We start from the raw sequence: 25,730 nt of genomic DNA, 5'->3' as shown, positions 1-25,730 counted from the left end.
CACCACATCGGCGTGGCTCTATGGTGACTTCACCGCAGGCGTCATATCCCGGGCGATTCATATAAGCCATCGTCGAAGCGCTTCGACGGATTCTTTATGGGGAGAATTCTATGCGTATCAGACGTGGTTTCGCGGCGATTGCCGTCGCCGTCCTATTGGTCCCACTGCTGCCAGACGCGGCTCAGGCCGAACCCGCTCTGGAGTTCCGCGACCCGTCCCTGCCACTGACCGCACGCGTTGACGACCTGGTCAGCCGGCTCACTCTCGACGAGAAGATCTCGCTGCTGCACCAATACCAGCCGGCCATTCCCCGCCTCGGAATCAGCCTGTTCAAGTCCGGCACCGAAGCCCTGCACGGCGTCGCCTGGTCGAACGACCATCGCAACAACTCCGCCAAGATCGACGCGACCGCGACGGTGTTCCCGCAGGCCGTGGGCCTGGCCAGCACCTGGGACCCGGAGTTGATCGAACGTGTCGGCTCAGCCGTCGGCGACGAACTGCGCGGCTTCCACCGGCAGAACCCGGAGATCTGGGGCCTGAACGCCTGGGCGCCGGTCGTCAACCTGCTGCGCGACCCGCGATGGGGCCGCAACGAGGAGGGCTACTCCGAGGATCCGCTGCTCACCGGCGCGATCGCCGCCGCCTACGGCGACGGCTTGCAGGGCGACGACCCGAACCATCTCAAGGTCGCGCCGACGCTGAAGCACTACGCCGCCTACAACAACGAGACACTGCGGGACCGGACGTCGTCGAACGTGCCGCAGCGGGTCCTCAACGAATACGACCGCAAACCGTTCGAGATCGCCTTGAAGAACGGTTCCGCGACCGGCGTGATGGCCGCCTACAACCTGATCAACGGGCGGCCCGCCACCGTCGACCCGGACCTCGGCACACTGCTGCGCGACTGGAGTGACCAGCGGCTCTTCAACGTCAGTGACGCCTGGGCACCCACCAACCTGACCGGCTCGCAGGCCTACTTCGCCACCCAGGCCGAGGCGAACGCCGCCGTCATCAAGGCCGGCCTGGACAGTTTCACCGTCAACGACACCAACGCCGAGCCGACCACCACCGCGATCAGACAGGCACTGGAGCGAGGCCTGCTCACCGAGGCCGACGTGGACTCCTCGGTCGGCAACGCGCTGAGCATTCGCTTCCGGCTCGGCGAGTTCGACCCGGACGGCGGCCCCTACGCCGGCATCTCACCGTCGGTGATCGACAGTCCGGCCCACCGCGCGCTGGCCCGGAAGACCGCCGCCGAGGCCGCGGTGCTGCTCAAGAACGACGGCATCCTGCCGCTGCAGGCGGGCGGTTCGGTCGCGGTCGTCGGTCCCACCGCCGACAAGCTCTACAGCGATTGGTACGGGGGACAGCTCCCGTACCGGGTCAGCATCCTCGACGGCCTCACCGAACGCGCCTCCTCGGTCTCCACCGGCACCGGCGCCGACCGGATCGCCCTTCGCGAGGTGACGACCGGCCGTTACGTGACCGCCGGTGCCACCGGCGTCGGTGTCACCGAGAGTAGTCCGACCCCGGCCGCCCAGTTCGACACCGTCGACTGGGGAGACGGTGTCTCGACGCTGCGCAATGTCGCCAACGGCAAGCTGGTCAGCTACAACTGGGGTCCGTTCGCCGCCAACGCCGACGAGCCGGGCGGCTGGTTCGTCCAGCAGCAGTTCCGGCAGGAGCAGCAGGCGGACGGAACGTTCGTTCTGCACTACGTCGGTTACGAGACCCAGGAGTCCTGGTTCCCGCCGAACCACTATGTGACCGTGGGTGCCGACGGCAACCTGACCCTCGGTGCCGCCGGCGCGGCCGGAGCCGCCCGCTTCACCAGGGAACTCCTGGTCGACGGGGTGGCGACGGCTGCCGCCCAGGCCAAGAAGGCGAAGACCGCGGTGGTCGTCGTCGGCACCGACCCGTTCGTCGCCGGGCGTGAGGTCCACGACCGGGCCGGGCTCGGTCTCGGGGCCCGTCAGGAAGCCCTGATCAAGGCGGTCCGGGCGGCCAACCCGCGGACCGTCGTGGTGGTGCAGAGCAGCTACCCGCAGACGATCAACTGGGCACAGGCGCACGTGCCCGGCATCCTGTGGACCACGCATGCCGGGGCGGAGACCGGGCACGCGGTCGCCGACGTGCTGTACGGCGACGTCAACCCGGCCGGCCGGCTGACCCAGACCTGGTACCGGTCGGCTGATCAACTGCCCGGTGACATGCTCGAATACGACATAATCCGGTCGAAGCAGACCTATCTCTACAGTTCCGCCAAACCGCTCTACCCGTTCGGGCACGGCCTGTCCTATACCTCCTTCACCTACGGCCAGCCGTCGGTGAGACAGGGAATGGTCACGGTGACCGTCACCAACACCGGCAAACGGGCCGGGGCCGAGGTCGTACAGCTCTACACCCACCAGCGCACCTCCCGCGACGCCACCCCGGTCAAACAGCTCCGCGGCTTCCAGAAGGTGTCGCTGCGCCCCGGCCGCTCGGCGACCGTCTCGATTCCGCTCGCGCAGTCCGATCTCGCCCGCTGGGATCAGACCCGGCAGCGCTGGGTGGTCGAGACCTCGGTCCACGACGTGCTGCTCGGCGCGTCCGCGAACGACATCCGCGCCCGCACCACCCTGGCCGTCAAGGGTTCGGTGATCCCGCCCCGGGACCTCTCACGACCGACAAGAGCGGAGACCTTCGACGCGTACGCCGGGGTGAGGCTCCTGGACGAGACCACCTCCAGCGGAACCGTGGTCGGCGCCGTGGCCACCGGCGACTGGCTGGCGTTCAAGGACGCGGCCCTGCGCGGGGGCAGGACCGTCACGGCCACGGCGTCCGGCACCGGCACCGTCCAGGTCCGTCTCGGCTCCCCGGCCGGCCGGTTACTCGGAACCGCGACGCTGACCGACACCGGCGGCGTCTACACCTACCGCACGGTGACCGCCCCGCTGGCGAGGTTCAGCGGCCGGTCGACGGTCTACCTGGTGCCCAGCCCGGGCCTCCGGCTGGCCACCTTCAGCATCGGCTGACCCGGACGTGGTGACTTCGGGTTCGCTCCGCACCCGAAGGCACCACACGGTGTGTGGGCCGCTGAGGCGTGCCGACTTGGGGTTCGCTCCGCGCCCCAAGTCGGCACGCGGTGTGTGGGCCGCTGAGGTGTGGTGACTCGGGGTTCGGTTCGGGCTCGAAGTCACCGCGGGGCGGCTGTGTTGCGGGTTGTATCCCGGCTCACCGGACGGTGAGGGGAGCGTCACCGGGGCTCGGGTGCTGAGCCGGTGATCAGTAGGATCGACGAAAGGAGTTGCTTGGTGACTTGGGGAGGCTCAGTGCCGACGATCAACGACGTCGCCAAAGCGGCCGGGGTGTCGCCCAGCACGGTGTCGTATGTTCTGTCCGGCCGTCGCCCGATCTCCGCCGAGACCCGCGCCCGTGTGCAGGCCGCCATCGCGGAGCTGGGTTTCCACCCGCACGCCGGCGCCCGCGCCCTGGCGAGCAGCAAGACGAACGTGATCGCGCTGGTCGCGCCGCTGCGGGTGGATGTGAACGTGCCGGTCATCATGCAGTTCGCCACGGCCGTGGTGACCGCGGCCCGGTCGTACAACCATGATGTGTTGCTTCTGACCAAGGACGAGGGCACCGCCGGCCTGGAGCGGGTCGCCCACAGCACCATGGTCGACGCGTTGATATTGATGGATCTGGAGCGCGACGACCTGCGCATTCCGGCGCTGCGGAGGTTGAAGCAGCCGTCGGTGCTGATCGGGTTGCCGGCCGACCACACCGGCATCGCCTGTGTCGATCTGGACTTCGGCGCGGCCGCCCGGGAGGCGCTGTCGCACCTGGCTGGGCACGGTCACCGCCGGATCGGCCTGGTCGGCCCGTCCCCGGCGGTGTACAAGCGGCAGACGACGTACGCGGACCGGTTCCTCACCGGGTTCCTCGACGCGTCGGTGGACCTGGGTCTGCGCACGGTGACGCACCCGTGCGAGCCGGGCGCCGAGGGGGTGCGGTCCTGCATGGCCGACCTGGACGCCGAGCTCGACGGCATCACCGCGCTGGTGGTGCACAACGAGGAGGCGCTGCGCCCGCTGCTGGACCTGCTGCACGCCACCGGCCGCCGGATTCCCGAGGACATCTCGGTCGTGGCGGTCTGCCCGCGTGACGTGGCGACGGCGATGCCGGTCGCGCTGACCTCGATCGACATCCCGGCGCACGATGTCGGCACCCTCGCCGTGGAGACTGCGATGCGGCTGCTGGACGGTCGCAGTGTCGAGTACACCCGCCTGCTCGCGCCGAGTCTGGTCGAGCGGGACAGCTGCCGCGAAATCTCCGCGTCACACCGTTGACACGAGCCAGGCTGAATCAATAGCGTCTCGACAAGAGCCATCGTCGAAGCGCTTCGACGAGTTGTTTCGCTTACTTTCCTCGACCAGTCCCTCTGGGAGGACGGCTATGTTCCGATCACGTTCCGGCCTGGCGGCCGGTGCACTCTTACTTGCGGTTTCCCTCGGCCTGACCGCCTGCGGCGGCGACGAGTCCTCCTCGGAGGAGGGCGCTGACGCGAAAGTCCTGAACCTCTGGCACTACGAGGGCCCTGAGAGCGCCATGGGCATCGCCTGGAACAAATCGATCGAACTGTTCAAGGCAAGTCACCCCGGCGTCGAGGTCAAGTTCGAGGAGAAGGGCTTCGAGCAGATCCAGCAGAACGCCCAGATGATCCTCAACTCGGACAGCGCCCCGGACATCCTCGAGTACAACAAGGGCAACGCGACCGCCGGTCTGCTGTCCAAGCAGGGCCTGCTCACCGACCTCTCCGACGAGTTCACCAAGCGTGGCTGGGACAAGAAACTGAGTGCCAGCCTGCAGACCACTGCCAAGTACGACGAAGACGGCATCATGGGCAGCGGCAAGGTCTTCGGGGTGCCCAACTACGGTGAGTTCGTCACCGTTTACTACAACAAGAAGCTGTTCGACAAGTACAAGCTGGCCGTCCCGACGACGCTCGACGAGTTCACCAAGGTGATGGACACGTTCGTGCAGAACAAGGTGACCCCGCTCGCCGTCGGCGGCGCCGAGTACCCGGCGCAGCAGATCGTCTACGAACTGGCCCTGTCGAAGGCCGACCGTGCGTTCGTCGACGACTACCAGCTCTACAAGAACAAGGTCGACTTCAAGGGCCCGCAGTTGACCTACGCCGCGCAGACGTTCGCCGACTGGGTGTCGAAGGGCTACGTCGGCAAGGACTCGGCCGGCATCAAGGCCGAGGACATGGGCGTCTCCTTCACCAAGGGCGAGTTCCCGATCCTGATCTCCGGCTCCTGGTGGTACGGCCGGTTCGCCTCGGAGATCAAGGACTTCGAGTGGGGCACCTTCCTCTTCCCGGGTAACACCCTGCACCCCGGCTCCAGCGGCAACCTGTGGGTGGTGCCGGAGAAGAGCAAGGCCAAGGCCCTGGCGTACGACTTCATCGACATCACCATGTCGCCCGAGGTGCAGGCGCTGCTCGGCAACTCCGGCGGTGTCCCGGTCGCGGCCGACCCGTCGGCCATCACCGACCCGAAGAACAAGGAACTCGTCGAGACCTTCAACAAGATCTCCACTTCGGACGGGCTCGCGTTCTACCCCGACTGGCCGGCGCCCGGTTACTACGACGTACTCGTGGCCGGAACACAAGGCCTGATCAACGGCTCGAAGACTCCGGACGCCTTCCTGGACGAGATCGCCAAGCCGTACAACGAGAACTTGGCAGACCTCGGCAAATGAGCAGCGCGCGGCGCGGGCGGTGACCACCGCCCGCGCCGCGAACGGAAGGGGCCCGGCATGGCCGGTCGTGTTACCCGGGACCGCGGTTACGCGGTCTATCTGATTCCCGGCGTGCTCGCCTCACTCGCGGTGATCGTCGTGCCGCTGGTGATGACGGTGTACTACAGCTTCACCAAATGGTCCGGCGTCGGCGATCCGCGCTGGGTCGGCTTCGACAACTACACCAGATTGTTCGGCGACACCCTGTTCTGGCAGTCGTTCGGGAACATCGGTCTGCTGGTGTTCGCGATGGCGGTGATCCCGACACTGATCGGCCTGGTTCTGGCCGCCGTGCTCTTCGACTACGTGGGCAAGCGTTTCGGTGATCGGTGGGCAGGTCTCTTCCGGTCCGGGTACTACCTGCCGCAGGTGATTCCGGTGGCGGTCACCGGCATCATCTGGAGCTGGATCCTGCACCCGAGTTACGGCGCGCTCAACCGGATCCTGGAAGCGGTCGGGCTCGGTGGGCTGGCCAAGAACTGGCTCGGTGACCCCGATTACGCGCTCTACAGCGTGATGCTGGTGATGATCTGGTTCCAGCTCGGCTACCCGGTCGTGATGTTCATGTCCGGCCTGTCGCGGATCGATCCGTCGCTCTACGAGGCGGCCGATCTGGACGGTGCGACCTGGTGGCAGCGGTTCCGCAAGATCACTGTCTACATGATCCGGCCCGAGTTCTACGTCGTCATGATCACCACCACGATCGCCGCGCTGAAGATCTTCGGTCAGGTCTTCGTGCTCACCAAGGGCGGGCCCAGCAACTCCACACTGGTGCCGTCGTACTTCGCCTACAAGAACTACTTCGAGAAGGCCCAGGTCGGGTACGGGTCGGCGATCTCCACCGTACTGACCATCCTGATCGTGATCCTCGCGTTCCTGTTCCTGCGACTCCAGCACCGGTCGGAGGAACTGCGATGACCGTCACCACCCCACCGGCCTCTCTGCGCCACCGCGACCCGGTCCGCTTCTTCGTCCTCGCCGGCCTGCTGGTACTGCTACTGCTGCTGGTCGGGCCGCTGCTGGTGATCGCTCTCAACGCGGTCAAGAGCCCGGCCGACTACGCCGCCAACGGCCCGCTGTCGCTGCCGACCGGCCTGTACTGGGACGGCATCGTCAACTTCTGGAACCGGGTGAACTTCGGCCAGAAACTCTGGAACAGCTTCATCACCAGCCTGACCGTCGCCGTCCTCGGTGTCGTCCTGTCGATCCTCAACGCGTACGCCCTCGGCATCGGCCGGGTGAAGGGCCGCGTCTGGTTCCTAGTGTTCTTCCTGGTCGCGAACCTGCTGCCGCAGGAGGTGCTGGTCTACCCGCTGTACTACATCTCCAAAGAAGCGGGCCTCTACGACAGCCTGTTCGCGGTCATCATCATCTTCACCGTCATCCAGAGCGCCTTCGGTACGTATCTGCTCACCTCGGTCTACACCGAGTTCCCCCGCGAGCTGCTGGAAGCCGCGTCCATCGACGGCGCCGGCAAATGGCGCACCCTCTGGCGGGTGGTGGTGCCGGTCAGCGGACCCACCCTCGCGGTGCTGTTCACGTTCTTCTTCATCTGGACGTGGAACGAGTTCTTCCTGCCCCTGATCTTCCTGGTGTCCAACGACAACCAGACGGTTCCCGTCGCCCTCGGCGTCCTGCAGGGCGACCGGATGATGGACGCCACAACGACCAGCGCCTCCGCCCTGATCGGCATCGTCCCCGCGATCCTCTTCTTCCTGATCTTCCAGCGGACCCTCACGCGCGGCATCGCCGCCGGCGCCATCAAGTAAAGGATCTCCATGAAGTTCACCGATGGCTATTGGCGTAAGCGCGCCGGGATCACCGTCCTGCACCCCGCCCACCTCCAGGACACCGCGACCACATCGGACACGCTGACCGTCTGGGCCGCCACCCGGCCGATCACGCACCGTGGTGACACGCTGAACTCCGCGCTGCTCACCATCGAGTGCTCCGCCCCGGCCCCCGACGTCATCCGGGTCACGGTCTCGAACTACACCGGCGGCCGGCCGCGCACCCCCAACTTCGAGATCTCCTCCTCGCCGGTCGAGGTGAGCGTCGATCAGTACTCTCTGACGTCCGGCGCCCTGACCGCGAGGTTCACGCCGGGGGAGAAGTGGGGGCTCGACTTCCTCGACCCCGACGGACGGCGGATCACCGGCAGCGGCTGGAAGGGCATCGGCGTCGTCACCGGCCCCGACGGCGACTACGTGCACGAACAGCTCGACCTCGGCGTCGGGCACGTCGTCTACGGCCTCGGTGAACGCTTCGGGCCGATCGTCAAGAACGGCCAGACCGTCGACATCTGGAACGAGGACGGCGGCACCAGCAGCGAACAGTCCTACAAGAACGTCCCGTTCTACTTCACCAACGGCGGTTACGGCGTCCTCGTCGACCACCCCGGCAAGGTGTCCTTCGAAGTCGCCTCCGAGATGGTCACCCGAACCCAGTTCAGCGTCGCCGGGCAGAGCCTGTCGTACCTGGTCATCTACGGTCCCACGCCCGCCGACATCCTGCGCAAGTACACCGCGCTGACCGGCCGTCCCGCGCTGCCGCCGGCCTGGTCCTTCGGACTGTGGCTGACCACGTCGTTCACGACCGACTACGACGAGGAGACGGTCAACAAGTTCGTCGGCGGCATGGCCGACCGGGACCTGCCGCTGTCGGTGTTCCACTTCGACTGCTTCTGGATGCGCGAATTCAACTGGTGCGACTTCGAATGGGACCCGCGGGTCTTCCCCGACCCGGAGGGCATGCTCAAACGCCTCGCCGACCGGGGCCTGCGCACCTGCCTGTGGCTCAACCCGTACATCGCCCAGCGCTCGCCGCTCTTCGCCGAAGGCGCGTCGAAGGGTTACCTGCTCAAACGCCCGAACGGCGACGTCTTCCAGTGGGATCTGTGGCAGGCCGGGATGGGCCTGGTCGACTTCACCAACCCCGAGGCCCGGGAGTGGTACGCCGGGAAACTGCGCCGCCTCGTCGACATGGGTGTCGACTCGTTCAAGTCGGACTTCGGCGAACGCGTCCCGACCGACGTGGTGTGGCATGACGGCTCCGACCCGGAACGCATGCACAACTACTACACGCAGCTCTACAACGAGGTCGTCTTCGAGGTGCTCCGCGAGGCGAAAGGCGAAGGCGAGGCCGTGCTGTTCGCCCGCTCGGCCACCGTCGGCGGCCAGCAGTTCCCGGTGCACTGGGGCGGCGACAACTCCAGCACCTTCGAATCGATGGCGGAGAGCCTGCGCGGCGGCCTGTCCCTGACGTCCTCCGGGTTCGGTTTCTGGAGCCACGACATCGGCGGTTTCGAAGGGATGCCCGACCCCGCGGTCTTCAAGCGCTGGATCGCCTTCGGCTTGCTGTCGTCGCACAGCCGCCTGCACGGCAGCTCGTCCTACCGGGTGCCGTGGCTGTTCGACGAGGAGTCGGTGGACGTGCTGCGCTCGTTCACCCACCTCAAGTACCGCCTGATGCCCTACATCTTCGGCGCCGCCGTCGAAGCCCACCGCACCGGCCTGCCGGTGATGCGCTCGATGCCGATCGCCTTCCCGGACGACCCCGGCACCACCTATGTGGACCGCCAGTACATGCTCGGCCCGGACCTGCTGGTGGCCCCGGTCTTCTCCGCCGGGGGAGAGGTGTCCTACTACGTCCCGTCCGGCCGCTGGACCCGTTACCTCCCGGCCACCGGCGAGGCGTCGGAGATCGAGGGCCCATGCTGGGTGACCGAGACGCACGGCTTCGCCACGGCCCCGCTGCTGGTCCGCCCCGGCGCGGTGATCCCGGTCGGAGCCCGCCACGACCGCCCCGACTACGACTTCCGTGACGGCGTCACCCTGCACCTGTTCCACCCTCAGCCCGGCCGCACCGCGGTAGTGGTCCCCGGCCAGACCGCCACCGACACGGTCTTCACCGTCTCGGTCGACGACGGCACCATCACCGTGGGCCGGATGGGCGACGCCCTCCCCTGGCGCGTCCGGCTCGGCGACACGATCACCGAACTGGCCGCCGACGAAGACAGCTGCACCCTCACCCTGGGTTAGCAGCCCCGAGCGCCCGGCCCCGCCCACCAACGGCGGCCGGGCGCTCCCCGCTGCCGGCGGACCGGCCGTAGGCGACTCGCCGGGTCAGCGTCTCGAACGGGCCCCGCCGCCCGGCCCGGCGCATCCGGTCCGCGACCGTGCCGCCTTCGGGGTAGCCGCCGAGGTAGGCGGAGCCGAGCACGAAGTAGTGGGTGTTGGCCAGGGCGATGAACAGGAGCATGAAGCCGCGTGCGAGGTCCGGGCCGAGAGCCCGGTCCCCTGGCTCCAGGGGACCGATCCGCATGCACCGACCCTACGAACCCGGCAGCGGTCACCGCAGTTGGCAAAGGTCTATGACTTGAGTAGGGCGAGCCGAGACGACCTACCGGCGTCCATCGGCATCGCGATGCGGGCTGTCAGTGCATCGACTGGCGTCACGCCGTGACGGTCAGGCCTGCAGTTCCTGGAGGAGTCGCTGGTAGCGGACGACCAGGTCAGGGCGGATGTATCTGATCTTGTCCAAGAGCCGGACGTTTGCGCCCGGCGGCCGCGAGGTCAGCAGATCCAGTTCGAAGGCGCGCACCTCGGCATCGATGAGCAGGACGGGATCCACGAAGGGGTCATTTGTCGCCGCCACCCAGTTCAGCACTGCTACCAGGCCGCGGTCCCAGTTCCGGTCCTGGCCGAGGAACCGCAGCACGACCTGGAGGAACGAGTCGAACACACCGTTAGTCGCGTTGCTCTGATCCGCGATCCGTCGCAGAACCCCCATCGCTGTCGCCGCGTCGACCGCGGTGTCGGTGGAGAGCCGGGTCAGAAGCACCCGGACGAAGTCCGTGTATTCGCCCACATCCCAGGGCTGGAATGCCTTTCCGGCGAAGTCCGCGGCCGCCATGTAGTCGACGTCTTCCCGGGCCGTCGTGATCCGGAGCATGGCCGCCATCGTCGACAGATATCTGCTGTTCCCGTCCAGGGCGAAGTGATCGACGGCCGCACCGGGCCGCGGCGGCACCTGCCCGATCGCGTGATGGATCATGTCGTCGAGGACCCCGCACTGGAAGTGTGCCTTCCGGCGGACGGCCAGGTAGTCCAGGTCGCTCGGGATGAAGGGGGTACCGCCGGCCTGTGGGTCCAGACTGAAGGTCCAGGCCGGATCGATGTCCCAGGAGAGCAGGTCCAGATGGGTACCGAGCCGGATGTCGCGGTCGGGCCCGCTCCCGATCCGTTCGAGTGTGGCGGTGTAGACCAGGCTCGTCCAGCCGTCCGTGGAGAGTTGTGACCGCCAGAGCAGCGCCTGCGCGTGCCAGGAGTCGACCGGATCTCGCTGTTCCGGGTACAGCTCGCGGCCGTGCACCACCCCGGTGCAGAGGCTGATCAGCAGGAGGTTGGCGGCATAGGTCGCGTACCGGGCGGGTTCGCTGAGCCGCTGAGGTCGATAGTCGGCGAAACGAGCGGTGGGCGGAGTGTGATTGACCGACCGGTAGAGCCGCAACGCTACTTTCCGGATTCCGTCCCGGACGGTCTCGTCAGCGGATTCCACCAGGGAGTGCAGGAACTCCATGACCGGCGCCCGGAGACTGAGTGGTTCGAACGACAACAGCACTCGAAGCAGGTCGTCGTCAGCGGGACCGGTATCGAACGACATCATGGACGCCGACTGGCGGGCCGCTACATCGTTGACCACCTGCCACGTCAGTCGCGCCACGAAATATTCGGCGAAAGTGGCGTGCAGGAATTCGTACGTCAGCAAGTTTTCTTGATCTTGTGAGGCTCTTGCCTGGTGAATGAAGAAGAACCTGCCGAGCGTCAACTCGGCGGCGCCCAGTGGTGTCCGCAGATCCGTCCCGGCCGAGTGATGCTGCGGACCGCCGAACGGCAGCGCGGCGAGATCGCGGTCCAGGTCCGCCTCGGTGACCCAGAGAGCGGCCCGGTTGAACATCGCGAACGCCACCACCGACAGCCGGCGTAGCTCGCTCTCGACGGCCGTCTGACGTTCGCGAGCGGACAGGCCTGGTCGATGCTTGAGGATCTCCCTGGTGGCGAACGAGCGTAATAGTTCCTCGTACAGCTCATGAGCTTGAAGGTTGTTCTCGGCTTTCTGGAGCGTGTTGGCGTTGGTGTCGTAGAGCGCCAGCATCAGCAGCAGGAGCGGCTGTTCGGCGAGCGCACGATGCGCCAGCACGGTCTTCGCGGGCAGCGGGCGCAATTGTTGAGCGGCGAAGTTCGCCGCGTTGACCTGATTCCAGATGTCGAGCCAGGTGGTCACCTGGCCGTCGTCGAAGGGGTCGAGGCGGATAGCCACGGTGCCCTCGGGCGGACGTGCCCGGTCGGCCACGGCGGTCCGGGTGGTGACGACGACCGCGAGCGGACGGTTCAGTTCGGCCTCGCGTTCCTGGAAACGGGCGACCTTGAGCAGGTAGTCGGTCTGCGTCACCCCGACCGCCTGCAACAACTCGTCGAAGCCGTCCAGGATGACGACCGGTAGCGCGCCACCGGCAGATCGGGCCAGCGCCGGCCACTCGATCCGTTCGCCGGTGGTCAGCCGGATCGCGTGTTCGATCTGAAGTTGCAGCTCGTCGGCGGTGGGGACGTCGCGCAGCACCACCCGGACCGGCATGAAGTCGGCGGCCGGCAGACGGGCCGCCAGCACCCGGGTGAGCACCGACTTCCCGGAGCCGGGCTGACCGAGGACCAGCAGCGGAGCCCGCACCGCCTGCGGAGACGTGAGATGGCCGATCAGGAAGTCCTCCAGATCGGCTCGAGCCGGCAGCCCGGCCCACCAGGATTCCGCACTGATCCGATCACTGGTCAGGACGTTCGAGGCCCGGAACCGGGGCGGCACGTACGCCTCGCCCAGCGATGGCATCCGGATGCCGTCCGGCACCTCGCCGGACTCCGCCACCCGCCGGTTCAACTCGGCCCGGTTGGCGGCGGCCAGACTCTGCCGTCGTTCGTCGGGCAGCCGGCCGCTGGAGATCCGCTGGAGCAGTTCCTCCATGTCGGCGAGGGCGGCCCGGGTGGCCCGGTGTTCGCGGGCACCCGCCCAGCACGCCACTTCCGGGAACTCGGCGACGAGCCGCCGGAACGACTCCTCATATCTGCGGCAGGCCCGCTCGGGAAGTGCTTCGAGCAGCGCGTCGAACCGTTCCTGGTCGGTGGCCGGAAGCCTCTCCCAGTGCGCCAGCCCGCGAGTGAACCACTTGACCCGGGACCCTAGTTCCGCGTACCGGAGATGGAGCAGTTGAAGGAATTTCTCGGGGGATCGCTGCGGATTCGGCAACAGATCACCGATGCTCCGCAGCGATTCCATCAACTGTTCCTCCAGCGTGACGGCTCCGCCACCGGCGAGGGTGAGTCGTTCCGGGCGGGTGGGGATCAGCTCGCTGAATCGGGACGGCAGGTCGGCGTCGTCGAGGGCCTCGAAGAACGCTGCCACGGCGATCACGGTGTGTGCCGCTTCGAGCCGTTCGGTGCGGTCGTAGCGGGACAGGCCGCTGCGGCGTTCGGACAGGTCGCGGACCAGGTCGTGGCTCAGGCGCACCAACTCACCTTTGGCGTCGAACCAGCTCAGGACCTCGCCGGCGCCGGGGACGGTGCCGAGCATCAGCCAGCCGGCCGACTTCTCCAGGGCGGTGACGATCCTGCTGTGCTGGCCGCCGAGCAGGCGGGCGGCGTCGGCGTAACTGAGCGACCGTGGCATCAGACCATCATGGACCGTCCTCGCCGGCGAAGCGGCGGGCCATCGCCCGGTGTTCGGCCGCCGCGCGGGCGGCGTCGGTGCCGGCGAGAGGGGAGCCGGGCATCGGGCCGAGGAACGCCACCTGGTCGGCGAAGCGGCGGTGCCGGTCGCTGGCGTGATCGCGGCAGGGCAGGCAGGTGACGCGTTCCGGCAGGTGGGAGGTCATGGCGAGCGGCACCCGGCTGCCGCAGCCGGTCGTCACCTCGGCCGGTAGTTCGGCGACCAGCCCGAAGGTGGCGGCGAGCATGTCGCGGGTGCGGCCGGAGGCGCTGAGGCCGGCTTCGACGTGGATGTGCGGATCAGGGTGAGTTGCCATCGCTTCCATCATCCCGCGCCGATACTCATCCCGGCGGGGTTAACGTCCCGGTGGGAGGGGACCAAAGACCCGTGCCGGTGTTTCGCGTCGCCGATACGTTGATCGTGACAAGTCAGGAACTCGAAAGACTTCAGTCGAGAGGAATGATCGTGACCGCCACGCTCGGCCAGCAGGAACTCGTGCGCAAGCTCGCCGCCCCGGACGACATCGAGGTCGCCGCCCTGGACGCCTGGTGGCGGGCCAACAACTACCTGACCGTCGGGCAGATCTACCTGCAGGGCAATCCGCTGCTGCGGGAGCCGCTGACGTCGGAGCACATCAAGCCCCGCCTGCTCGGACACTGGGGCACCAGCCCCGGTCTGTCGTTCGTCTACGCCCACGTCTCCCGTCTCATCAAGGAGACCGGCCAGCAGGCCATCTACCTGGCCGGCCCGGGCCACGGCGGGCCGGCGCTCGTCGCCGCGGGCTACCTGGAGGGCACCTACTCCGAGGTCTACCCGAAGGTCGGCCTGGACGAGGACGGTCTGCTCACCCTGTTCCGCCAGTTCTCCTCGCCCGGCGGCATCCCCAGCCACGTGTCGGTGACCACGCCCGGCTCGATCCACGAGGGCGGGGAACTGGGTTACGTCCTGGTGCACGCGTTCGGCGCGGTGATGGACAATCCGGACCTGCTCGCGATCGCGGTGGTCGGTGACGGTGAGGCGGAGACCGGGCCGCTGGAGGGCTCCTGGAAGGGTGTCTCCTTCATCAACCCGGAGCACGACGGCGCGGTCCTGCCGATCCTGCACCTGAACGGTGCGAAGATCGCCGGCCCGACGGTGCTGGCCCGCAAGGACCCGGCCGAGGTGCGCAAGTTCTTCGAGGGCCACGGCTACGACGTCCTGGAGGTCGGGGGCGAGGACCTGCCGGGCATGCATCACCGGTTCGCCCAGACGCTCGCCGAGGCCTGGGGCAAGATCAAGAGCATTCAGGACGAGGCCCGCGGCGGTACGTGGGACGGAAAGCGACCGAACTGGCCGCTGATCGTGATGCGTACACCGAAGGGCTGGACCGGCCCGGAGAAGATCGACGGCATCACGGTCACCGGCACGTGGCGTTCGCACCAGGTCCCGCTCTCTGGGGTCAAGGGCAACGACCAGCACCTCGCCGACCTGGAGAAGTGGCTCAAGTCGTACCGGCCGGAGGAACTGTTCGACGCCACCGGCGCGCCGGTGCGGCAGATCCGTGACGCGGCCCCGCCCGGTGACCTGCGGATGAGCGCCAGCCCGCACGCCAACGGCGGACTGCTCACCGAGGACCTGGACCTGCCGGACTTCCGGGACTACGCGATCGACGTGAAACAGCCGGCCGTGGAGCACGCCGAGTCGACCCGCAAGCTGGGCGAGATGATGCGCGACATCTACTCGCGCAACCCGGACAGTTTCCGGCTGTTCTGCCCGGACGAGACGAACAGCAACCGCCTCGGTGCCGTCTTCGAGGTCTCCGACCGCGGCTTCATGGAGACGGTCACCGCCGACGACGTGAAGATCAGCAACAAGGGCCGCGTGATGGAGGTGCTCTCCGAGCACAACTGTCACGGCTGGCTGGAGGGCTACAACCTGACCGGCCGGCACGGGATGTTCGCCACCTACGAGGCGTTCGCCATGGTCAGCGCGTCGCAGACGGTCCAGCACGGCAAATGGCTGCAGGAGGCCTCGCACCTGCCGTGGCGGGCCAAGGTCCCGAGCCTGAACATCCTGCTCACCTCGACGGCGTGGCGTAACGACCACAACGGCTTCTCGCACCAGGGCCCCGGCCTGCTCTCGGTGGTGCTGAACCAGCGTGGCAACGTGGCCCGCGTCTACCTGCCGCCGGACGCGAACACCCTGCTCTCGGTGGCCGACCACTGCTTCCGGTCCCGGTCGTACGTCAACCTGATCGTCATCGACAAGCAGCCGCAGCTCCAATGGCTGACCATGGACCAGGCGATCGAGCACTGCAAGCAGGGCGCGGGCATCTGGGACTGGGCCGGCAACGACGACGGCGGCAGCGACCCGGACATCGTCCTGGCCTGCGCCGGCGACGTGGTGACCATGGAGACGGTGGCGGCGGCGCAGATCCTCAAGGAGAAGCTGCCGCAGCTCAAGGTCCGGGTGGTCAACGTGGTGAACCTGATGACTCTGCCCCGGCCGAAGGACCACCCGCACGGCTTGAGCGAGACCCTGTTCCGGGAGCTGTTCACCGATCATGTCGACGTGGTGTTCAGTTTCCACGGCTACCCGGGCGCCATCCACCAGCTGGTGCACGGCCGGCCGGACGCCGACCGGTTCCGGGTGCGCGGCTTCATCGAGCAGGGCACCACGACCACACCGTTCGACATGACGGTCCGCAACCGGGCGTCGCGCTACCACCTGGTGATGGACGCGATCAACAACGCGAAGCGGCTGCCGGCCGGCGCCTCCGAGCTGAAGGCCTGGTGCGAGAAGAAGCTGGAGAAGCACGAGAAGTACGTCGTGGAGAACCTGGAGGACATGCCCGAGGTCCGCGACTGGTCACTCGGCGACTGGGCCGAACACTGAGGTCCTGATCGTTTCTGCGCATTACCGCGCGCGAATCAACGGATTCGCGCGCGGTTCGCGTATCGGCGGTCACGAATCGCTCAGCAAGAACCAAACAATTCTTGCGAATCTGACGTCGAGACATGTCTCACCCTTTTATTCATCGGCCGGTTACCCGAAAGTGGGAGGAGCACAACACCCGTCGCTCGACGATGAGGAAGGGGCCCCCGTATGACCGCCACCCTGAACCCCTGGCCGACGACCCGGCAGGGATCCACCGACCATCAGGTGCAGACGCTGCAATATCTGCTGCTCGCCCACGGTCACACGGTCACCGTCGACGGTGTCTTCGGCTCCGAGACGGGCGCCGCGGTGCGCGCCGTCCAGTGGGCCAAGAGCCTGCCCGACAACGGCGTGGTCGACCCGGCCACGTGGCGGGCGCTGCTCATCGAGCTGCACCCCGGTTCCACCGGCAACGCGGTCCGTGGCCTCCAGGAGGAGTTCGCCCTCGACTCCACCGACGGTGTCTACGGCCCGAAGACCGAGGCCGCGGTCCGCGACCTCCAGCGGACACTGCGCGCCAGCGGCGCCGACATCTCGGTCGACGGGGTGGCCGGCCCGCAGACCTGGCAGGCGCTCATCAGCGGCCTGCGCGAGACGGCCCCTCTCAGCAAGGCAGCCTGACCCTCACAGCGTGGTGACTTACGGTGCGTTCCGCGCCCGAAGTCACCACGCCGGGCGGAGTGCGGCGCCCGGGGTCAGCGGCGGAAGGACGGGTCGAAGCCGAACGGGAGTTCCAGACGGTGGGTGGCCATCAAGGCGCCGTCGGCGAGCAGGTCGCCGGTAGGGGCGTCGGCGACGATACGGCCGGCGTCCAGGATCACCGAGCGGGGGCAGAGCTCCAGCGCGTACGGCAGATCGTGGGTCACCATCAGCACCGTCACCGGCAGGGCCTGGAGGATCTCGGCGAGTTCGCGTCGGCTGGCCGGGTCCAGGTTGGAGGACGGTTCGTCGAGGACCAGGATCTCCGGCCGCATCGCCAGCACGGTCGCCACGGCCACCCGGCGGCGCTGGCCGAACGACAGGTGATGCGGGATCTGATCGCGATGCTCCAGCATGCCGACCGCGGTCAGGGCTTCGGTGACGCGTGATTCGAGTTCGGTCCCGCGTACGCCCAAGTTGGCAGGACCGAAAGCGACGTCCTCCGCGACCGACGGCATGAACAGCTGGTCGTCGGGGTCCTGGAAGACGACACCGACCCGGCGGCGGATCTCGGTGATCGCCTTCCGGTCACTGGGCGTGACCGGAAGGCCGGAGATCGTCACCTGACCGCCGCCACCGTGCAGGATGCCGTTGAGGTGCAGCACCAGGGTGGTCTTGCCGGCGCCGTTGGGCCCGAGCAGGGCGACCCGTTCACCGGCGGCGACACGCAGGTCGACGCCGAACAGCGCCTGCCGCCCGTCCGGATAGGCGAACGTCAAGCCGCTGATCTCGAGCGCCGGAGTCATGTCGATCATGCTAGAGCCAGGGCGATCCCGGCCGCCGCGACCGGCAGCACCGCCGAAACCAGCCACTCGCGGGCCGGTGCCCGCACCCCGCCGGAGTTCGGCATCCGGCCGGTGTAGCCGCGCGACAGCATCGCCAGGTAGACACGCTCGCCCCGCTCGTACGATCGCAGGAAAAGGGAACCGACTCCGATCGCGAACGCTTTCGCCTGCCACAGGAACCGCGGGTCGTAACCGCGGGAGATCCGGGCGATCCGCATCCGCCGCGCGTCGTCGATCAGCACGTCGATGTAGCGCAGCATGAACATCATGATCTCGGTGATCACCGCCGGGCAGCGCAGCCGGTCCAGTCCGGTGATCAGGTCCCGCATCGGGGTGGTCGCGGCCAGCAGGAGCGAGGCGAGGACACCCAGGGTGCCTTTGGCGAAGATGTTCCACGCGCCGTGCAGGCCGTCGACCGAGAGTGACAGACCCAGCCAGTCGACCCGCTCGCCCTGCCCGAAGATCGGCAGCGCCACCGCCAGCAGCACGAACGGCAGCTCGATGGTGGCCCGCCGGAGCAGCCAGAGGGCCGGCACCCGGGCCAGCACCGCCACGATCGCGATCAGCACCGCGAAACCGCCGAACGCGGCGAACTCCTCCCGCGGCGTGAGCACCACCACGATCGTGAACAGCAGCACCGAAGCGATCTTCACCTCGGGGGAGAGCCGGTGCACCGGGCTCTCCCGGTCGAGATGCAGGACCTTCATGCGGCCAGCTTAAAGGGCTACCCGAGCAGCGCCTCATCGACGTCACGCCGGGGTGACGGATGTCCCGGCTGGCCGTATCCGATCCGGAACGCGATCTGCGGGAACCCGGACCGCCCCAGCGACCGCCGCAACTGGTCCCGGGCCGGGGCCACCTCGATCGGCTGGGAGATCAGCGAGCTGGCCAGCCCGGCGTCGGTGGCGGTCAGCAGCACGTGCTGCAGCGCCTGCCCGGCCATCAACTGGTCGAGTCTGCGGTCCCCGCCGGTGCCGAGGATCCCGACCAGCGGCTCCGGCTCGTAGTCGCGTCCGGGAGGCCGCCGCCGGTCGCCGAAGTTACGTTGCGGCAGCAGATCCTGCGCCTCGGCCACCGACGCGGCCGCCACCGCCGGGATGCCGTCGATCGACGACTCGGTGCCGGTCCAGGTGATCAGTTCGGCCTGGTAACGGATGTCACGGCGCAGCACCCGGTCGGCGCTGTGCGCGATCTCCGAGAACCCGGTCAGCGCGGTCATCCCGACCAGCAGGTCCAGCCAGGTGCCCTCGACCCGGGCCGCCTCGATCAGTCGCACCCGCACGTCGGCCGGCACCGGATCGGGCCAGAACGGTTCCCGGTTGCTGTACCGGCGCTCGATCGCCGCGTACAGATCCCGTTCGGTGTAGGTGGGCGGCCGGCGCCGGGCCGGGGTCAGCCGGGCGATCAACTCGGGCCGGCCACTGTCCGGCAGCAGCAGCACGTCAGCCGGCGTACCCGCCCACGCCAGGGCCAGCCGGGCGTTGAAGGTGGCCGCGCCGAGTGCCAGGCGCATCGCCCAGCCACCACCGCCGTCGGCGACCGCGAGCTGCCGGCCCGGATCGGCCAGCACCTCGATCGCGCCGTCGCGCAGACCGAACGCCCACGGCTGACTGTTGTACATGGAGGGGGCCTGGATCCCGGCCGCGGCGGCGCGCCGAAGGTCGGACGAGTCGTAGCGGTTCACGGCGATTCTCCTTCACTGTCCCCTGACACCGTGCCCCGTGCGGGCGCCTGGCGATAAGGGCCGAAGGTCCCGGTCAACCGCCGATCGGAACGCGCCAGGTCAGCAGCGTGCCGGGGCCGTCCGATCGCGGTCCGATCTCGAAACCGCCGCCCAGATCGTGGGCCCGCTCGCCCATGTTCACCACACCGCCGCGGGCCAGGGCCGGGTCGATGCCCACTCCGTCGTCCTCCACCTGCAGGACCAACTGCCGGTCGGCGACCCGCACCGACACTCGGACACTGCTCGCCCGGGCATGCCGGGCCACGTTCGACAGGGCCTCCCGCAGCACCGCCATCAGCTCCGGCACGATGTCGTCCGGCACCGCACTCTCCACCGGCCCGGTAGTCTCCAGTGTCGGCCGGAACCCGAGCGTGTCCAGCGCCGCGTCACAGGTGTCCCGCAGTTCGGTCCGCAACGTCGCACCGACCGGCGCGCGCAGTTCGAAGATCGACCGCCGGATGTCCCGGATGGTGGCGTCCAGGTCGTCGACGGCCGTGTTGATCCGCTGCACCACCTGTGGCGGCACTCCCGGCGCCATCGCACCCTGCAACTGCATGCCGGTCGCGAACAGCCGCTGGATCACCACGTCGTGCAGGTCCCGGGCGATCCGCTCCCGGTCCTCCAGCACGGCGAGGAGTTCCCGCTCCTCCTGCGCCCGCGCCCGCTCCAGAGCCAGTGCCGCCTGCCCGGCGAACGTCGACAGCAGCGCCGCGTCGTCGGTGCTGGCCGGGCGGCTCACGATCAGCACACCCGGCGGGTCGCTTTTCAACGGCGCGACCAGGGCCGGGCCGTCCGGCACCGGGACCGGCCACTCGGCGGCGTCACACAGGTTCTCCACCAGGCGGTAATCGTCGTCGGCGTCGAACGCCGGCACCACCGTCCCGGTCAGTGCCGGGTCGGCGCCGTCCACCACCTCGATCCGGTACCGGTCGCTGTCACTCTCGCGCAGCAGCACCAGCACCATCTCGGCGTCGGCCACCTCCCGGGCCCGGCGGGCGATCAGCCGCAGCGCCTCGGTCCGGCGCACCGTCCCCAGCAGCACGCTGGTGATCTCCGAGGCCGCGGCCAGCCATCGCTGGCGGCGCTGCGCGAGGGCGTACAACCGGGCGTTGTCGATCGCCACCCCGGCCGCGGCGGCCAGTGCCACCACGATCTCCTCGTCGTCGTCGGTGAACTCGTCGGCATCCCGCTTCTGCGCCAGGTACAGGTTGCCGAAGATCTGATCCCGGGTCCGCACCGGAACACCGAGGAAACTGTGCATCGGCGGATGGTTCGGCGGGAAACCGTACGAATTGGGGTGCTCGTTGATGTCCGGCATCCGCACCGGTCGCGGCTCGGTGATCAGCAGGCCCAGCACACCCCGGCCGTGCGGCAGGTCACCGATCTTCGCGTGCGCCGCCGGGTCGATGCCGTGTGTGACGAAGTCGGACAGGCTGGCCCGGTCCGGCGCGAGCACACCGAGAGCGCCGTACTGTGCCCCCGCCAGCGCGCACGCCGCCTTCACGATCCGCTGCAGCGTGCTGTTCAGATCGAGGTCGGTGCCGATGCCGACAACCGCGTCCAGCAGCGCCCGCAGCCGCTCCCGGCTGGTCACGATGTCGCCGACCCGGTTCTGCATCTCCTGCAGCAGTTCATCGAGACGGACTCTGGAGAGAGGGCTCAGCCCTAGCGAGGGAGTCGATGCGTCAGCCACGTGTCGAGGCTAGCGGAGCCGGGGCCCCCGCAACTCGGGCCGCTCGCGCCGCGCGGGACTTTGGTCCCTAGGTGACCGGGACATCTCAGGGTAGGAATGGAGACATGATCCGAGTCTTTCTCCTCGACGACCACGAAGTCGTCCGCCGTGGTCTCATCGACCTGCTCCAGGCCGGCGGGGACATCGAGGTGGTCGGCGAGTCCGGGTCCGCCCAGGAGGCGGCCCGCCGCATCCCCGCGTTGCGTCCCGACGTCGCCGTCCTCGATGCCCGGCTGCCGGACGGCAACGGCATCGACGTCTGCCGCGACGTGCGCGCCGTCGACTCGTCGATCAAGGGCCTGATCCTCACGTCCTACGAGGATGACGAGGCCCTCTTCGCCGCGATCATGGCCGGTGCCTCCGGTTACGTGCTGAAACAGATCCGCGGCACCGACCTGGTCGACGCCGTCCGCCGCGTCGCCGCCGGCCAGTCCCTGCTCGACCCGGCGGTCACCCAGCGTGTCCTGGAGCGTATCCGCAACGGCGTCGAACAACCCCGCGAACTGGCCTCCCTGACCGACCAGGAACGCCGCATCCTGGAGCTGGTGGCCGAGGGCCTGACCAACCGCGAGATCGCCGGCCGGATGTTCCTGGCCGAGAAGACCGTCAAGAACTACGTCTCCAGCCTGCTGGCCAAACTGGGCCTGGAACGCCGCACCCAGGCCGCCGTCCTGGCCACCAAACTGCTCGGCGACCACCCGTCCAAAACCTGATTTCTCGGTACGCCCGGCGAACAGCCCCGTAGTCACCCCGCGAGGTCCGCCGGGGTCCCGGCCGACTCGCGGCCGCCGGGCCGAATGCGGTGGTCACCGCTGTTCAGCGCGCGTCCGCACCGCCCCTATCCGACGGCCGCCAGGTACTCCGAGTAGAACAGTCCCAGGCCGACCGCTACACAGACACCGGCAATGGTCCAGAACCGGACCACGATGTTGACCTCGCTCCACCCGGCCAGCTCGAAGTGATGGTGGAGCGGCACCATCCGGAAGACACGTCTCCCGGTGGTCTTGAACGAGATGATCTGGATCACCCAGGTGACCGTGATGATGAAGAAGAGCCCACCGATCAAGATCGAGAGCAGCGTGGTGCGGGTCGCCACCGCGAGCCCGCCGATCAGAGCACCGAGCGCGAGCGAGCCCACGTCGCCCATGAAGATCCGCGCCGGCGACGTGTTCCACCACAGGAAACCCAGGCAGGCGCCGGCTGCCGCTGCCGCGATCACGGCGACCTCCAGGGGATCCCGGACCTGGTAGCAGTACTCGTTCACCCGGGTGTACCCGGCGTCGGCGCATCAGTGCCGGTATTGCCAGAACCCGATCACCGCGTACGCGCCGAGTACCAGGGTCGACGCTCCGGTGGCGAGGCCGTCGAGGCCGTCGGTGAGGTTCACGCCGTTCGACATCGCGGTGATCACGAAGACGAAGACGATCACCGAGCCGACCTTGCCGACGTCCAGCCAGCTGATGTCCCGGATGAACGAGATGTTCTCGCTGGCCACGGTCTGGCCGTTGGTGCTCGCCCAGAAGAGCGCGGCGACACCGAACCCGGTGCCGACGATCGCCTGGCCGAGCAGCTTGCCCTTGGCGGACAGGCCGTCGGAGTTACGCTGGCGCACCTTGATCCAGTCGTCGCGGAAGCCGACCGCGCCGCAGAAGACGAACAGGCCGAGCAGGACGAGAGCCGTCATGGTCGGCTTCTCCTGTGCGATCTGCCGTTCGGGCAGCGTGGTCAGCGCCAGATGCCCGGCGACGTAGGCGATGAGAGTCGCCACGATGAACACCACACCGCCCATCGCGGGGGTGCCCCTCTTGCCCTCGTTCGAGGCGAGCCCGAGGGAGCGGATCGGCTGTCCGGCCTTGAGCGCGGTGAACACGCGGATCGCCACCGGCGTGCCGAGAAGGGAGATGACGAACGCGATCACCGTCGCGACGATCACCGCCCTCACGGACGAGCCGTCACGAGCCGGCCGACCGGGTGGTGTTCGGTGCAGGCATCGATCATGGGAAGTGAGTCTGTCATCCGGCAGTGGACGGAGTGGCCCGGACACACCACGAAGACCCGGGCGGCGACTGTCCTCCGACATTGACACCCAATAGTTTTGTGGCAAAACTATCGGACCATGGATCGACGACCGGATGTGCTGGACGCCGCACGGTTGGCTGCGGTCATCTCGCCGCTGCGACGGAACCTGCTGGCCATCGCGCGGGCCGCCGAGCGGCTGCCGGAGATCCCGGACGCGCAGATCGAGATCATCCGGGCGCTGCCGCGGGGCGCCGTGGCCTCGCCCGGTGAGCTCGCCGGACGGCTCGGCCTGAGCCGCCCGACCGTCAGCAACCTGCTCACCGTGATGGAGTCGGGTGGCCTGATCGAACGCCGCCCGCGCCCCGGTGACCGCCGGCACGTCGAGGTCCTCGCCACGGAGAGTGCCCTGGACCTGTTCGAACGGTTCGATCGGGCCAGCGGCGACCTGATCACCGCCGCGGCCCAGAGATTGACCCCGAGTGACCGCGAGGTTCTGGCCGCTGCCCTTCCCGCCTTGGAACGCCTGCGCGACGCCCTCGCCGCACATCAGTGAATCCCGAAGGAGCCACCCCATGAGTACGTTCCGGCAGCGGTTCTCCCGCTGGATGCAGTCGCGGACTCTGCCCGGACTGACCCCCGGCCCTTACGAGGTCGAGATCCGCAAGAACCTGCGTGTGCCGATGGACGACGGGGTGGAACTGCTCGCCGACCTGATCACGCCGGTGGGCGCTCCGGCGGCGCCACTGCCGACGATCGTGATCCGCGGACCGTACGGGCGCAGTGGTGGGGTGGCGGGCCAAGCGAAAGCACTGGCTCGGGAGGGGTTCACCGTGCTGTTCCAGAGCTGCCGCGGCACCTGGGGTTCCGGTGGCGTCTTCACCCCGCAGATCGACGAGCAGCGGGACGGTGCGACAACCCACCGGTGGGTACGCCAGCAGCCGTGGTTCACCGGCACCGTGGCCACGTTCGGTCCCAGTTACATGGGGTTCACCCAGTGGGCCGTCGCCGGGCACCTGCAGCGGACCGATCCGGAGAACGCCCCGGACGCCCTCTGCCTACTCGTGACGATGCCCGACTTCGGTGCGGTCACCTGGGACAACGGCACGTTCTCGCTGCGTAACGCGCTGGGCTGGACGCAGATGATGGACCGGATGATCCGCCGCGACTTCCTTGCGCTGTTCCTCGGCATGCTGCGCCCCGACGGCAAGCTCAAACGGGGGTTCGGCACACTCCCGCTCAGTGCCGGTGACACGGCCGCTACCGGGCACCCGGTCCACTGGTACCAGGACTGGGTCGGGTACGAGAAACTGACCGACGAGTACTGGACGCAGCAGTCACACACCGCCTCGGTGCCGGACGTGACCGCCCCGGTCTACATGATCACCGGCTGGTACGACATCTTCCTGCCCTGGCAGATCCGCACCTACGCCCAGCTGGCCGCCGAAGGCCGCGCGCCCCGGCTGACGATCGGCCCGTGGGGGCATTCGGCTCCGGCGATGGGCGCGACGGCGGTCGGCGAGAGCACCGCGTTCCTGAAGGGGGAGTCCCGGAACTCGCCCGTTCGCGCCTACCTGACCGGTGCTGATCAGTGGCACGACCTGCCGTCCTGGCCGCCGCCCGCCAGCGAGACGACGTCCTGGCACCTGTACGAGACGGGACGGCTGCACCCCGGACTTCCGGACGGCGGGATCACCTCGTACGCCTACGACCCGGCCGACCCCACCCCGGCGATCGGCGGCCCGAGTCTGGAGCCGAAACAGGGGCCGGTCGACAACGCGGCCCATGAGTCCCGTACCGACGTAGTGGTCTTCCGGGGTGACGTCCTCGAGGAAGCGGTCACCCTGGCCGGAACGCCGGTGGCCCGAATCCGGTTCCGTTCCTCCCGGCCGAGCGCCGATGTGTTCGTGCGGATCACCGACGTGCACCCGGACGGCTGTTCGATGACCGTCAGCGACGCGATCCGCCGCGTCGAGGGTGAAGCCGAAGAATTCGCGGAGGTGACGATCGAGCTGTGGCCGGTGTTCCACCGGTTCGCCGCCGGGCACCGGATCAGCGTGCAGGTCAGTTCGGGCGCCCACCCGCGGTACGCCCGCAACCCGGGTTCGGGCGAGCTGGCCGCGACGGCGTCCACCCTGCACGAGGCCACCCAGGAGATCTCCCACGATCCGGCCCACCCGTCCCTCGTCGAGCTACCGGTGTGGCCGTCGTGACCGTCTCGGCGATGGCCGTCCGGTACACCTCGCCTACCGGCTCTTCTGTTCGCAGGTCGGCATCACAGATCTCGAAGCCAGCTGGTTGCCGACGAGACATG

At 68.3% G+C, this 25,730-nt stretch carries 18 protein-coding genes and 1 pseudogene; 11 read left to right on the top strand and 8 right to left on the bottom strand.

The genetic code is table 11. The features are described 5' to 3' along the window. The first annotated feature begins 110 nt into the window (after window positions 1–110). From BLU81_RS18825 to yicI, 6 genes are all read left to right on the top strand, one after another. Window positions 111–3,017 carry a glycoside hydrolase family 3 protein gene (locus BLU81_RS18825; protein ID WP_092545876.1) on the top strand — a complete coding sequence of 969 codons (2,907 nt, stop codon included), beginning with the start codon at window positions 111–113 and terminating at the stop codon, window positions 3,015–3,017. 297 nt (window positions 3,018–3,314) lie between these two features. After that, window positions 3,315–4,331: a LacI family DNA-binding transcriptional regulator gene (locus tag BLU81_RS18820; protein WP_092545875.1), complete on the top strand. Its 1,017-nt coding sequence runs from the start codon at window positions 3,315–3,317 to the stop codon at window positions 4,329–4,331. A 106-nt stretch (window positions 4,332–4,437) separates the two neighbouring features. Then, a complete protein-coding gene (locus tag BLU81_RS18815) occupies window positions 4,438–5,748 on the top strand; it encodes an extracellular solute-binding protein (protein ID WP_092545874.1) in 1,311 nt (436 codons plus the stop codon). Between the two features lie 57 nt (window positions 5,749–5,805). Then, window positions 5,806–6,705, top strand: coding sequence for a carbohydrate ABC transporter permease (locus BLU81_RS18810; protein ID WP_092545873.1), 900 nt, complete (start codon window positions 5,806–5,808; stop codon window positions 6,703–6,705). Beyond that, the gene (locus BLU81_RS18805) at window positions 6,702–7,556 is read left to right on the top strand and encodes a carbohydrate ABC transporter permease (RefSeq protein WP_092545872.1); all 855 of its coding nucleotides are present in this window, start codon (window positions 6,702–6,704) and stop codon (window positions 7,554–7,556) included. Before BLU81_RS18810 ends, BLU81_RS18805 begins: the two co-directional genes overlap by 4 nt. 9 nt (window positions 7,557–7,565) lie before the next feature. After that, entirely contained in the window at window positions 7,566–9,827 is a 2,262-nt protein-coding gene (gene yicI, locus BLU81_RS18800; RefSeq protein WP_092545871.1) for an alpha-xylosidase, read from the top strand. On the opposite strand, the gene BLU81_RS18795 is transcribed toward yicI, so the two are convergent. The 3 genes from BLU81_RS18795 to BLU81_RS18785 all read right to left on the bottom strand — a co-directional run bounded on the left by BLU81_RS18795 (window position 9,814) and on the right by BLU81_RS18785 (window position 13,861). After that, window positions 9,814–10,110 (bottom strand): hypothetical protein, encoded by a 297-nt coding sequence (locus BLU81_RS18795; RefSeq protein WP_092545870.1) that lies wholly within the window; start codon window positions 10,108–10,110, stop codon window positions 9,814–9,816. The genes yicI and BLU81_RS18795 overlap by 14 nt on opposite strands. 144 nt (window positions 10,111–10,254) lie before the next feature. After that, a complete protein-coding gene (locus BLU81_RS18790; RefSeq protein ID WP_092545869.1) occupies window positions 10,255–13,506 on the bottom strand; it encodes an NACHT domain-containing protein in 3,252 nt (1,083 codons plus the stop codon). A 7-nt stretch (window positions 13,507–13,513) separates the two neighbouring features. Beyond that, complete coding sequence (locus BLU81_RS18785) at window positions 13,514–13,861, bottom strand: hypothetical protein (RefSeq protein ID WP_092557294.1); 348 nt, start codon at window positions 13,859–13,861, stop codon at window positions 13,514–13,516. 149 nt (window positions 13,862–14,010) lie between these two features. Between BLU81_RS18785 and BLU81_RS18780 the strand changes: the two genes are divergently transcribed. Together BLU81_RS18780 and BLU81_RS18775 are read left to right on the top strand one after the other, a co-directional pair. Further along, window positions 14,011–16,419, top strand: coding sequence for a phosphoketolase family protein (locus BLU81_RS18780; RefSeq protein WP_231954640.1), 2,409 nt, complete (start codon window positions 14,011–14,013; stop codon window positions 16,417–16,419). Between the two features lie 210 nt (window positions 16,420–16,629). Further along, entirely contained in the window at window positions 16,630–17,082 is a 453-nt protein-coding gene (locus tag BLU81_RS18775; protein ID WP_092545867.1) for a peptidoglycan-binding domain-containing protein, read from the top strand. A gap of 74 nt (window positions 17,083–17,156) precedes the next feature. Here the strand turns inward: BLU81_RS18775 and BLU81_RS18770 are convergent, their stop codons facing one another. From BLU81_RS18770 to BLU81_RS18755, 4 genes are all read right to left on the bottom strand, one after another. Further along, complete coding sequence (locus BLU81_RS18770) at window positions 17,157–17,906, bottom strand: energy-coupling factor ABC transporter ATP-binding protein (protein ID WP_092557292.1); 750 nt, start codon at window positions 17,904–17,906, stop codon at window positions 17,157–17,159. A gap of 5 nt (window positions 17,907–17,911) precedes the next feature. Further along, entirely contained in the window at window positions 17,912–18,652 is a 741-nt protein-coding gene (gene cbiQ / locus BLU81_RS18765) for a cobalt ECF transporter T component CbiQ (protein ID WP_092545866.1), read from the bottom strand. 17 nt (window positions 18,653–18,669) lie between these two features. Next, the gene (locus BLU81_RS18760; RefSeq protein WP_092545865.1) at window positions 18,670–19,629 is read right to left on the bottom strand and encodes an Acg family FMN-binding oxidoreductase; all 960 of its coding nucleotides are present in this window, start codon (window positions 19,627–19,629) and stop codon (window positions 18,670–18,672) included. Between the two features lie 73 nt (window positions 19,630–19,702). Continuing rightward, entirely contained in the window at window positions 19,703–21,361 is a 1,659-nt protein-coding gene (locus tag BLU81_RS18755) for a GAF domain-containing sensor histidine kinase (RefSeq protein WP_092545864.1), read from the bottom strand. A 104-nt stretch (window positions 21,362–21,465) separates the two neighbouring features. Here BLU81_RS18755 and BLU81_RS18750 point away from each other — a divergent pair, with 104 nt between their 5' ends. Beyond that, a complete protein-coding gene (locus BLU81_RS18750) occupies window positions 21,466–22,113 on the top strand; it encodes a response regulator (protein ID WP_092545863.1) in 648 nt (215 codons plus the stop codon). 125 nt (window positions 22,114–22,238) lie between these two features. Here the strand turns inward: BLU81_RS18750 and mraY are convergent. Further along, window positions 22,239–23,342, bottom strand: a pseudogene (gene mraY / locus BLU81_RS18745) (phospho-N-acetylmuramoyl-pentapeptide-transferase). Window positions 23,343–23,516: 174 nt separating this feature from the next. Here mraY and BLU81_RS18740 point away from each other — a divergent pair. Then, window positions 23,517–23,972 carry a MarR family winged helix-turn-helix transcriptional regulator gene (locus tag BLU81_RS18740; protein WP_092545862.1) on the top strand — a complete coding sequence of 152 codons (456 nt, stop codon included), beginning with the start codon at window positions 23,517–23,519 and terminating at the stop codon, window positions 23,970–23,972. Between the two features lie 19 nt (window positions 23,973–23,991). Further along, on the top strand, window positions 23,992–25,629 hold the full coding sequence (locus BLU81_RS18735) for a CocE/NonD family hydrolase (RefSeq protein WP_092545861.1): 1,638 nt from the start codon (window positions 23,992–23,994) through the stop codon (window positions 25,627–25,629). The last annotated feature ends 101 nt before the right edge of the window (window positions 25,630–25,730 follow it).

The organism is Actinoplanes derwentensis, from assembly GCF_900104725.1.
In the GTDB taxonomy this organism is placed as follows: domain Bacteria; phylum Actinomycetota; class Actinomycetes; order Mycobacteriales; family Micromonosporaceae; genus Actinoplanes; species Actinoplanes derwentensis.
This window is presented reverse-complemented; position numbering and strand designations above follow the sequence as displayed.